This is a genomic window from Streptococcus sp. HMSC072D05, assembly GCF_001815805.1.
Taxonomy (GTDB): domain Bacteria; phylum Bacillota; class Bacilli; order Lactobacillales; family Streptococcaceae; genus Streptococcus.
In genome coordinates this window covers 34,684-46,695 of record NZ_KV822018.1, presented here as the reverse complement: position 1 = coordinate 46,695, position 12,012 = coordinate 34,684, and the positions used below count along the sequence as shown (strand labels likewise).

8 protein-coding genes are annotated in these 12,012 nt (G+C 40.0%); 7 read left to right on the top strand and 1 reads right to left on the bottom strand.

Going from position 1 to position 12,012, the window contains the following annotated elements; all coding sequences use genetic code 11:
- The first annotated feature begins 302 nt into the window (after window positions 1-302).
- Both HMPREF3057_RS04375 and scrK read left to right on the top strand, forming a co-directional pair.
- On the top strand, window positions 303-2,198 hold the full coding sequence (locus tag HMPREF3057_RS04375) for a sucrose-specific PTS transporter subunit IIBC (RefSeq protein ID WP_070696577.1): 1,896 nt from the start codon (window positions 303-305) through the stop codon (window positions 2,196-2,198).
- Window positions 2,199-2,338: 140 nt separating this feature from the next.
- Window positions 2,339-3,226 (top strand): fructokinase ScrK, encoded by an 888-nt coding sequence (gene scrK, locus HMPREF3057_RS04370; RefSeq protein ID WP_049484304.1) that lies wholly within the window; start codon window positions 2,339-2,341, stop codon window positions 3,224-3,226.
- Window positions 3,227-3,503: 277 nt separating this feature from the next.
- Here scrK and HMPREF3057_RS04365 read toward each other — a convergent pair whose 3' ends face one another.
- Complete coding sequence (locus HMPREF3057_RS04365; RefSeq protein WP_000076177.1) at window positions 3,504-4,121, bottom strand: TVP38/TMEM64 family protein; 618 nt, start codon at window positions 4,119-4,121, stop codon at window positions 3,504-3,506.
- 132 nt (window positions 4,122-4,253) lie between these two features.
- On the opposite strand from HMPREF3057_RS04365, the gene HMPREF3057_RS04360 reads away from it, so the two are divergent.
- The 5 genes from HMPREF3057_RS04360 to HMPREF3057_RS04340 all read left to right on the top strand — a co-directional run bounded on the left by HMPREF3057_RS04360 (window position 4,254) and on the right by HMPREF3057_RS04340 (window position 11,994).
- A complete protein-coding gene (locus tag HMPREF3057_RS04360) occupies window positions 4,254-6,887 on the top strand; it encodes a DEAD/DEAH box helicase family protein (RefSeq protein WP_070696575.1) in 2,634 nt (877 codons plus the stop codon).
- A gap of 50 nt (window positions 6,888-6,937) precedes the next feature.
- On the top strand, window positions 6,938-8,083 hold the full coding sequence (locus tag HMPREF3057_RS04355; RefSeq protein WP_049477415.1) for an AbiH family protein: 1,146 nt from the start codon (window positions 6,938-6,940) through the stop codon (window positions 8,081-8,083).
- 152 nt (window positions 8,084-8,235) lie between these two features.
- Window positions 8,236-9,807, top strand: coding sequence for a type I restriction-modification system subunit M (locus HMPREF3057_RS04350; protein WP_042768896.1), 1,572 nt, complete (start codon window positions 8,236-8,238; stop codon window positions 9,805-9,807).
- Complete coding sequence (locus HMPREF3057_RS04345; RefSeq protein WP_070696572.1) at window positions 9,797-10,801, top strand: virulence RhuM family protein; 1,005 nt, start codon at window positions 9,797-9,799, stop codon at window positions 10,799-10,801. Before HMPREF3057_RS04350 ends, HMPREF3057_RS04345 begins: the two co-directional genes overlap by 11 nt.
- Entirely contained in the window at window positions 10,801-11,994 is a 1,194-nt protein-coding gene (locus HMPREF3057_RS04340) for a restriction endonuclease subunit S (RefSeq protein WP_070696569.1), read from the top strand. Before HMPREF3057_RS04345 ends, HMPREF3057_RS04340 begins: the two co-directional genes overlap by 1 nt.
- Window positions 11,995-12,012: the final 18 nt, after the last annotated feature.

Here is a 12,012-nt window from a genome sequence, read left to right as displayed (position 1 = left end):
AAAAAAAAGAAAAATATGTCAAACGATTGCTATAAAACAAGTAAAGGGAATCTGGCAAATATTCACGAAAAAATGAAAGAAAATGTAAATAAAAGCCTTAATTTCTCAAGTATAAAGATATTTTTTTGAGTAAAAAGAGAATTTCCCTCAAAAACGAGCAAAAATAATTAGAGAAAAAAGAAAGGGAATAAAAAATCCTGCAAAACGCTTGACATATTTTAGAAACATGATAAAATAATAGTCGTAGGGCGAATAAAATCGCTTTCAAACAAGAACAAAATTTTATAAGGAGATTTTTGCAAATGAACAATCAGGATATTGCAAAAAAAGTCATCGAAGCCCTTGGTGGACGTGAAAATGTCAACAGTGTAGCCCACTGTGCGACTCGTCTACGTGTCATGGTCAAAGATGAAGGGAAAATCAATAAGGAAGTGATTGAGAACTTGGATAAAGTTCAAGGAGCTTTCTTTAACTCAGGCCAATACCAAATCATCTTTGGTACTGGTACAGTAAACAAGATGTACGACGAAGTGGTTGCACTCGGTTTGCCAACATCTTCTAAAGAAGACATGAAAGCAGAAGCTGCTAAACAAGGAAACTGGTTCCAACGTGCTATCCGTACTTTCGGTGACGTCTTTGTACCAATCATTCCAGTTATCGTAGCGACAGGTCTCTTCATGGGTCTTCGTGGTCTCTTGAACGCTCTTGGAATCACACTTCCAGAAGATGTTACCATTTACAGCCAAATCCTCACAGATACAGCCTTCATCATCTTGCCAGGTTTGGTTGTATGGTCAACCTTCCGCGTATTCGGTGGTAACCCAGCCGTTGGTATCGTCCTTGGTATGATGCTCGTATCTGACTCACTTCCAAATGCCTGGGCTGTTGCTTCTGGTGGTGAAGTAACTGCAATGCAGTTCTTCGGATTTATCCCAGTTGTAGGTTTGCAAGGTTCAGTTCTTCCAGCCTTCATCATCGGGGTTGTCGGAGCTAAATTTGAAAAAGCTGTTCGTAAAGTTGTTCCAGATGTACTTGACCTCTTGGTAACACCGTTCGTAACACTCCTTGTAATGTCAATCCTTGGATTGTTTGTTATCGGACCAGTCTTCCACGTTGTTGAAAGTTACATCCTCATTGGAACAAAAGCTATTCTTAACTTGCCATTCGGACTTGGTGGTTTCTTGATTGGTGGAGTTCACCAATTAATCGTCGTATCAGGTGTTCATCACATCTTCAACTTGCTTGAAGTTCAATTGCTTGCTGCTGACCATGCTAACCCATTCAACGCCATCATCACTGCAGCGATGACAGCTCAAGGGGCTGCGACAGTAGCCGTTGGTGTGAAAACTAAAAATCCTAAACTTAAAACACTTGCTTTCCCAGCTGCTCTTTCTGCCTTCCTAGGTATTACTGAGCCTGCTATCTTCGGGGTTAACTTGCGTTTCCGTAAACCATTCTTCCTTTCATTGATTGCTGGTGCAATCGGTGGTGGATTGGCATCTATCCTTGGACTTGCTGGTACTGGTAATGGTATCACAGTCATCCCTGGTACAATGCTTTACATTGGTAACGGACAACTTCTACAATACCTTCTTATGGTAGCTGTATCATTTGTACTTGGTTTTGCTCTTACTTACATGTTTGGTTACGAAGATGAAGTAGAAGAAGTTTCAGGAGCAATTTCTGAAGCTGAAACTGACCGTTTAACAGAAGAAGCAGTAACTGGTACTGTGGTTTCACCTAGCGAAGGTGTTATCCAAACACCAATCGTTGGTGACGTTGTTGCTCTTTCAAATGTGAATGACCCAGTATTCTCAAGTGGAGCTATGGGACAAGGTATCGCCGTGAAACCTAGCCAAGATGTTGTTTATGCACCAGCTGATGCTGAAGTAACAATCGTCTTCCCAACTGGCCATGCTTATGGATTGAGAACAGCTAACGGTGCTGAAATCTTAATTCACGTTGGTATCGACACTGTTTCAATGAACGGTGAAGGCTTCAACCATAAAGTTGCCCAAGGTGACAAGGTTAAAGCTGGAGATGTTCTTGGAACATTTGACTCAGCTAAGATTGCTGCTGCAGGTCTTGATAACACAACTATGGTTATCGTAACAAACACTGCAGACTTTGCTTCAGTAAATCCAGTTGCTTCTGGATCAGTTGCTAAGGGTGACGCAATCATCGAAGTTAAAGCTTAATAAAACAAAAAAACGAACAAATGTCATGTTTGTTCGTTTTTGCTTGAATGGTAAAATTTACAGAGGAAAATCTAAAATATTGAGCAATTTTCAGTCTGGAAATATGCTATAATAAAGAAAATAAATACAAGAGGTTAATCATGACAAAACTATACGGAAGCTTGGAAGCGGGCGGTACAAAATTTGTCTGTGCTGTCGGAGATGAAAACTATAACGTTGTAGAAAAGGTACAATTTCCTACAACAACACCTATTGAAACAATCGATAAAACCATCGAGTTCTTCTCAAAATTTGACAATCTTGCAGGACTTGCCATTGGTTCATTTGGTCCAATCGATATCGATAAAAACTCAAAAACTTATGGATTTATCACAACAACTCCAAAACCTAACTGGGGAAATGTCGACTTGCTTGGTGCTCTTCGTCGCGCTCTAAACGTGCCTATGTATTTTACGACAGACGTAAACAGTTCTGCATACGGTGAAGTGGTTGCTCGTAATAATGCCGGCGGTCGTATCGAAAACTTGGTTTATTACACAATCGGTACAGGTATCGGTGCAGGTGTTATCCAACGTGGCGAGTTTATTGGCGGTGTTGGTCACCCTGAGATGGGTCATTATTATGTGGCTAGACACCCAATGGATATTGAAAAAGAATTTAATGGTGTTTGTCCTTTCCATAATGGATGTTTGGAAGGTTATGCAGCTGGTCCAAGTTTGGAAGCTCGTACAGGTGTTCGTGGGGAAAACATTGAACTCAACAACTCTGTTTGGGATGTTCAAGCCTACTACATTGCTCAAGCCGCAGTGAATGCGACTGTAACTTTCCGTCCAGATGTCATCGTCTTTGGTGGTGGGGTTATGGCTCAACAACATATGCTTGACCGCGTACGTGAGAAATTCACAGCCCTACTCAATGGCTACCTACCAGTTCCAGATGTACGTGACTATATCGTGACTCCAGCTGTTGCTGGCAATGGTTCTGCCACACTTGGGAACTTTGTCCTCGCTAAGAGTGTCGCAAAATAAAACAAAGAAAATATCCGCTTGGGCAACCAAACGGATATTTTGTTTGAAGGCAATTTTTTGAGCCTTTCCTTAAGTGATGACGGACGGTAGCGACTTTCTTCGAAATTCCATACCTAAACTTTGAGCCCAATGTCTCAAAGTTTCCCAAGACCTGAAACCATTAGATTTCAGGTGTTTTTATCACGGCGGAAAGGCTAGGTAAGTCCTCGATTCACTATCGAAAAATAGGCATGATTTCCATACCAAAGTATATTTAGTATCAGGCTATATTCTATCCTCAAAACATCTGCCAGAAGAAATCAATAATATAAGTCAAACCATAAGTATAAACCACTAGGGTAAAGGGCTTGGTCAAAACGATGATAATCATATAGCGCTTGAAGGTCATCTTGGTGAGGGCAGCCAGCATACAGAGAAAGTCAGCCGGGCTAACTGGCCAGATCATCATAAAGATAAAGAACCGCTCGAAACGATTGCCCTTATCTAGCCAACCGATATACTTGTCATAGGTGCGCTTGCTAACGACCGACTGAACAAAGGCAGCTCCGTAGAGGCGCACAAGGTAAAAGATAATGGCACAGCCAATCACGATGCCGATATAGTTATAGATAGTCCCGATGATGTGGCCGTAAATAAAGACCCCAGCCACTGAGGTCAAAGCTCCCGGAATGATCGGTACAACGGTTTGTAGAATCTGTAAAAAGATAAAGAGTGGTGGCCCCCAGACTCCAGCTTGCTGGATAAAGGCTGATAGGGTTTCCTTTGACTGTAACACTCCTGCCTGATAGGCCCAAATACAGAAAATCAAGGTACCGACTCCCCCGACGATAGATGAGATATTGATGACTTGCTGTAGAAGGGGAGAAACAGCTTTCATTTGCTTATCCTGTGACATGTAAACTCCTCATAGATAGTATGATTCTACTATACCATATTTTATGGAGAAAAACTATCTGGATTATCTGACTGGAGAAATAAGTGTGGTAAAATGAGAATAAGAAAATGACGGTATAGAATGAGGGGTATCATGTTAGGTTTAAACTTTAAAGGAAGCTGGCGCCAATATCAAAAACAGGTCTTGGATTGTTTTCAGGACTATCAAGCAGACGGTCATGTTCATCTAGTGGCCGCTCCAGGGTCTGGAAAGACAACCATTGGTATCGAGCTAATCGCTCGTTTTGGCAACCCAGCCCTCATCTTAGTTCCGACTGTCACCATTCGCGAACAATGGGTAGATAGGATCCAAACTGCTTTTCTAGAGGATGGTCAGAGGCTTTCAGACCTCGTTTCCCAAAACTTAAAGGAGATGAAGGCATTAACAATTGTGACCTATCAGGCTTTTCATAGTGCCATGAACCAACTGCAATCACAAGAAGATGGAGAAGCAGAGGATTTTGTGGGGTTTGATTTGTTTGCAAGCCTAAGAGCTCAGAAAGTTGCGACTCTTTGTTTGGACGAGTGCCACCACCTGCGCAATGAATGGTGGAAAAGTCTGGAAGTCTTTCGCAAGCAGTATGGACCGCTGAAACTCATCTCCCTGACAGCGACACCACCTTATGACAGTGAGCCTGAACTCTGGGAACGCTATATCCGTATGTGTGGGGAGATCGATCAAGAAATCACGGTACCTGAACTAGTCAAGGAAGACACTCTTTGCCCTCATCAGGATTTTGTCTATATGTGTTCACCAACAGCTGAAGAGTCGGAACGTCTCAAACAGTTTGAGGAGACTAAGTGGGACTATATTCATCACCTTATAGTCGATCCTGATTTTCAAACATTTGTAGCAGGGTCTAAGGTCCTCAAAGGGGATATATCATCTGATTTGCTCTTAGAAGATCCCAAGTACTTGTCAGCTATGTTGATTTATATGCATTCTCAGGGGTTAACGATTCCTTCCTCTTTGCAAAATTTACTGGGAACCCAGAAGCTTCCAGCATTGACCTCCTACTGGTTGGAGACGCTGTTGCAGAGCATACTCTATCTGACACCAGATTGGTATGAGGATCCAGATGGATATAAGAAAAAGTTAGAGGCTGACTTGAAGGCGCGTGGGTTGGTGGAAAAACGTCAGGTTTATCTAGTTAAGTCCAAGGCTTCTGACCAGCTTTTAACCCAATCTCTGGGGAAGTTGTCTGCCATTGCCGATATCTTCTTGACAGAGTATGAGAGTCTAGGTCAGGAACTGAGACAGTTAGTACTAGCTGACTATATTCGCAAGGATTTTGCCACCTATCTGGGAGATAATCAAGCAACCATTTCTCAGTTGGGGGTTCTCCCTTATTTTGAAAGCATTCGTCGAAAAGCTCAGGAGCAAGAGATAACTGTGTCTTTGGCTGTCTTGTCAGGTAGTGTCGTTATTTTGCCTACCGATGTGGCAGCAGAGTTGAAGGAACTCTTGCCTCAGGTTCCTCTTAGTTTCTCATCTATTGGTCACTTGGATCCAAAAGATTATGTGCAGGTTGGTTTTCCGAGCTCAGCTAAGGGAATCGTAGCGGCAGTGACGGAGCTTTTTCAACGAGGCCGGATTCAAGTCCTAGTCGGAACTAAATCTCTCCTTGGAGAGGGTTGGGATGCTCCTTGTGTTAATTCCCTAATCCTCGGAAGCTTTGTGGGGAGCTTTATGCTGAGTAACCAGATGCGAGGGCGTGCCATTCGTATCTGGTCGGGACATCCAGAAAAGACCAGCAACATCTGGCATCTGGTAGCCGTTCAAGCGCAAGCACTTATCACTCTTCCTGGTGAGGAGCCTAGACCAGAGAGCAATCAGGATCTGCAAACCTTGTCGCGACGGATGGAGCATTTTCTTGGATTGGCCTATAATCAGGAGAGTATTGAGACTGGTTTGGATCGTTTGGATTTTCCAAAGCCCCCTTTTAAGAAAAAGCAAATTAGTGAGTACAATGAGCGAGTTAAGAGTCTCTCCAAGGATCGAGCAGGCTTGAGACAAAAATGGCAGGATGCTCTTGTTGTAGCGGATCAGTTCGAGATAGTTACAGAAGTCGCAACTCAAAAACAGAAAATTCCAGTCATGCTCTTGCTTGATGCATTAAAATGGGTTCGCATGTCATTGCTCTTGTTGGCAGTGGATTTGTTGGTTTTGCTATTTAGACTGAGACTGATCGGTGTTTGGTGGCTTACAGCAGCCTGTCTCCTCTTTTTGGCCTTTGCATCTTGGCGCTACCTCTGCTATAAGAGTCCCTATAAACGTTTGCAATCTCTGGGTGAGCAGATCCGAAAGGCTCTGCTAGATTCGGGGCATCTAACGGATGACCAATCCCGTGTTCAGGTAGAGGAGGACAAGGAAAACTATATGGTCTTTGCCTATCTCAAGGGAGGAAGCATGAGGGACAAGGAGCTGTTTGCGCAGACTGTGGGAGAGTTCTTTGCTCCAGTGGATAACCAGCGCTATCTCTTGAAGGCAGAGAAAGTCCGACAAGGTCAGTCACCTTACTATGTCGTGCCTAGTCTTTTTGACAAGCGCAAGGAAGAAGCACAGAAATTCCTCGACTTTCTGACGCCGACTATCGGACGCTATCATCTCGTCTACACACGAACAGAGACCGGAAGGAAAATCCTTCTAGAAGCTCGTATCCAAGCTCTCTCTAACAAAAACGACCGTATCTTGACTAAGAAGAAGGTTAAAAGTCAGTTGGAGTAGGGGAGGTAAAATATACCCCTCTAGAAAATAAAAAAGCAAAGGGAGAAAATATGGCAGATACAATTTTAATTTTAGGTAATGGCTTTGATATTGCAATGGGGCGAAAAACAAAGTATACAGATTTTATTGACTTTGAAAAACAATTATTCTCTAATCCAAATGAGGACTTACTGGAGTTCCTAAAAGTTAAAAATATAAGGATTGAGAAATACAAGGATAATTTATATTTAAAATTTATCAATGAGAATAAAGCTACTCTGGGAGATAATTGGTCTAATCTTGAAATAATGATTTCGCAACTTGCAGATGCAATAATGTATTTCAAAGAAAATAATGATTTAATATTCAAAGTTACTATTACAGGACAAACTGGGTTACTGGATGAGAAATTATCAAAAGAAAAAAATTATAGGTCAAAATTATATATTTCAGATTTGTTTTTTTTACTCTTTCATAAAAAAGTCTGGGGTTCTTTAGAAAGAGAAGTTGCAATGGAAAAGTTGAATAATGAATTTATCAATCAACTTGATCTATTGATTGAATTGTTAGAAATATATTTATCTTATAGAGACTTTCTTGATTTTAAAGTTATCGAGATAAAATCCAAGCCAACAGCTCTAGATGCAATATCAGATTTGTCAAATTCCTCTGTCCTAAACTTTAATTATACAAACACTTCACGATATTTATTTGGAACTTCTGAGAAGAGAACTCATTTCATACATGGGCGAATTGACTTAATTAGAACCTTCAGTCGAATTAATACGATGGTTTTTGGAATTGAGGATAAAGAAAATGATGTTAACAGTGATTTAATTCCCTACCAGAAGTATTATCAAAGAGTAGTAAAAGAAACGGGAAATGATTTTGAAAAATTTTTTAAACGAACTTTCTATGATATAGATGACGAATTCGGAAGTCAACTTCCAAATTCAAAGAATATCATTGTTTTTGGACACTCGGTTGACCCTTTGGATAAAGAAATATTTCAAAAATGTTTTGCATTAGCAGAAAATGGAAAGTATGATTATAGATTTATTTTCACTTATTTTAATGATTTAGCTAAACGTTCAATTATTAAGAATCTCGCAATCATCCTTGGGAAGGAAAAACTGATAGAATTAACAGGTAAACAGAATGTTGTATTTATAAAGAGTGATGATAAGGATAGTATGAAAGAAGTACTACTGCCTTAATAAAATCAAAAAAATAATTGAAATCATAGAGTACAATTATAAAATCATATTTTAAAAATAGTTTATACCCCACTCGCTCTAGTCAGGTCGAGTGGTTTTTCTTGAAATATGATAAAATAGAAAAGATAATACATTAATTAAGGAAAGTAAAAATGGCAAGTAAAGAAAATGCAGAACGCAAGGAGCTGCATCGTAAAATTTGGGCGATTGCAGACGATGTGCGTGGAGCTGTAGATGGTTGGGATTTTAAGCAATATATCCTAGGAATTCTGTTCTATCGTTTTATTTCAGAGCATATGGCAGACTATTTTGACCGTGCTGAGCATGAGGCTGGGGATTTAGAATTCCGTTATGCTGACTTAAGTGATCAAGAAGCTGAGCAAGATTTCAAACCAGGGACAGTTGAGGATAAGGGGTTCTTTATCCTTCCAAGTCAATTATTTGAAAATGTCGTCAAGAACGCCTCGCAAAATGAAAATCTAAACGAAGAATTGGCCAATATTTTCCAAGATATTGAGAAGTCAGCGATTGGCTTCAAATCAGAAGATGATATCAAAGGTTTGTTTGATAACTTGGATACCCGAAGCAACATCCTTGGTGGAACTGTTCCAGAAAAAAATAAACGCCTTTCTGACATTCTTAATGGTATCAATAGCATTAACTTTGGAAACTTTGAGGAAAATGACATTGATGCCTTTGGAGATGCCTATGAGTTCTTGATTTCCAACTATGCCAGTAATGCAGGGAAAAGTGGTGGTGAATTTTTTACACCTCAGACAGTCTCTAAACTATTGGCTCGGCTAGTGATGGTTGGAAAAGATAAGATTAACAAGGTCTATGACCCGACATGTGGTTCAGGCTCTCTCCTTCTTCAAATGAAAAAACAATACGAAGATCATATCCTAGAGGATGGTTTCTTTGGTCAGGAAATCAATATGACCAACTATAACTTGGCTCGTATGAATATGTTCTTGCACAATATCAACTACAATAACTTTGATATTAAGCGAGGAGATACCCTCTTAAATCCTCAGCATCTGGAAGAAAAGCCATTTGATGCTATCGTTTCTAACCCTCCGTATTCTGTTAAATGGGTGGGAGATGGAGATCCAACTCTGATAAACGATGACCGTTTTGCGCCAGCTGGTAAGTTAGCTCCTAAGTCAAAAGCTGACTTTGCCTTTATCATGCATAGTCTCAACCACTTGTCTAATAAAGGTCGAGCAGCCATTGTTTGTTTCCCAGGCATTTTCTATCGTGGTGGTGCTGAAAAGACCATTCGTCAGTATCTAGTAGATAATAATTTTGTTGAAGCAGTCATTGCCCTTCCAGATAATCTCTTCTTTGGGACTTCTATCGCAACTACGATTTTGGTTCTAGCGAAAAATAAGCTTGAAAATAAAACCCTCTTTATTGATGCGAGTAAAGAATTCAAAAAAGAGACCAATAACAATGTCTTGACGGATAGCAATATAGAGCACATAGTTGAATTGTTCTCTAATTATCAAAATGTTGACTATAAAGCAACTCTTGTTGATAATGAGGTGATTGGTTCAGAGCAGGATTATAATCTATCTGTCTCAACCTATGTCGAACAAGAAGATACCCGTGAGAAGATTGATATTGATGTGCTTAATAAAGAAATCGCTGAGACTGTTACTAAGATTGACCACTTGCGTGCAGAGATAGATAGAATTGTAGAGGAATTGAGCCATGGCAAATGATGTGATTCTTTACAGAACAGATGATGGTCAGTCCGCTATTGAGCTTCATCTGGATAATGGAACGGTCTGGCTGACCCAACAAGAACTAGCTGAGCTCTTTCAGACTTCCAAGCAAAATATTAGTAAACATATCAAGGCTATCTTTGAAGATGGTGAACTGGATGAAGCAGTGGTTGTCAACTATCAGTTGACAACCACTCGTCACGGTGCAATGGCTGGTAAAACTCAGTCAAAAAAAGTCGCCTACTATAATCTTGATATGATTTTGGCGATTGGTTATCGAGTGCGTTCCCCTCGTGGCATTCAGTTCAGACACTATGCTTCGACAGTCTTGAAAGAGTATCTGATCAAGGGCTTCGCTATGGATGATGAGCGCTTGAAAAATTTGGGTGGGGGCTCTTACTTTAAAGAACTTCTTGAAAGAATTCGAGACATTCGCTCGAGTGAAAAAGTCTTTTACCGTCAGGTCTTGGATCTCTTTGCTACATCAAGTGACTACAATGCAAACTCTCCAGAGGCAAAGAAATTCTTTGCGACGGTGCAAAACAAGATGCATTATGCCATTCATCACAATACTGCCAGTGAACTCATTTATAACCGTGTTGATAGTGAAAAGGAATTTATGGGCTTGACCACTTTTAAGGGAGACCTTCCCACTTTATCTGAAGCAAAGGTTGCCAAGAACTATCTGACAGAAAAGGAACTCCGTGGGCTTAATCAGCTTGTATCAGGATATCTAGACTTTGCTGAAAGACAGGCAGAGCGAGAAGAAGTCATGACCATGGCTGACTGGGTGGCTCACGTAGATCGTATCCTTCAGGCTACGGGGGAAGACTTGCTAGCTAACAGTGGTTCCATCTCTCGTGAACAGATGAAGCAAAAGGTAGATAAGGAATATAAGAGCTACCAAGCCAAGACCCTCAGTCAAGTTGAAAAAGATTACCTCAAGGAAATCAAAAGCATTGAAAATCTAGCCAAGGAAGGAGGTAACTAATGAACATCCTAGAAGAAATCCAAAACTGTTCTGTTGAGTGGAAAGAGTTGGGGGAAGTGTGTTCTGTTAAGAAAGGTAAGCAACTAAATAAAAATTTATTGATAGAAGATGGATTATATCCTGCGTATAATGGTGGACAAACTTATTCAGGAAGAACTAATGATTACAACGTGGAAGCTAATACAATCATTGTAAGTCAAGGTGGAGCTTCTGCAGGTTTTGTTAATTTTGTCGATACCAAATTTTGGGCTAATGCGCATTGTTATTATATACTTCCTGATGAGACTCGAGTGAATAATAGATTTGTATATCATTTTGTAAAAATGAATCAGAAATATCTTATGGATTTTCAACATGGAGCGGGGATACCCGCGTTAAAAGCTGACAAATTGTCCAAACTATTACTCCCCATCCCTCCTCTAGAAATTCAAGAAAAAATAGTGCAAATACTTGACAAAATGACTGATTATGTTACAGAATTGACCTCAGAATTGACCTCAGAATTGACCTCACGTAAAAAGCAATATTCTTTTTATCGAGATAAGCTTTTATCATTTGAAGATGAGGTATATCAGGTTGAGTGGAAGACACTTGATGCAGTTTCTGAACAAACAAATAATATTTTTTGGAATAAAATTGGAGATGATGAATTATTTAAATATATAGATTTATCGTCAGTAGATAGAGTTACTAATAAGATTATTGAAACTACAGCAATAACTAAATCGACTGCTCCAAGTCGGGCCCAAAGAATTGTAAAGTCTGATGATATTATCTTAGGAACAACAAGACCAACTTTGAAACGTTTTACGAAAATAACTGATGATTACAATAACCAGATTTGTAGTACAGGGTTCTATATTTTTAGAACAAATGGTGAGGTCTTACCTAACTACGTATATCATATATTTTCATCAAGTGATTTTTATAAATATTTGGAGGAAAATCAGAGTGGGGTAAGTTATCCAGCAATTTCTGATACTTTGGTAAAGAAGTATAAAATTCCAGTTCCCTCTCTCGAAATTCAATCTCGTATAGTTCAAGTTCTGGACAACTTTGATACGGTTTGTAATGACCTCAACATCGGACTTCCCAAGGAGATTGAACTACGCCAAAAACAGTACGAATATTTTAGAGAAAAACTCTTGACATTCATCGCCGAAGGCGAGTACACTGAGAGTAGAGTAGAGTAGAGGAGTGGGACAATTCCG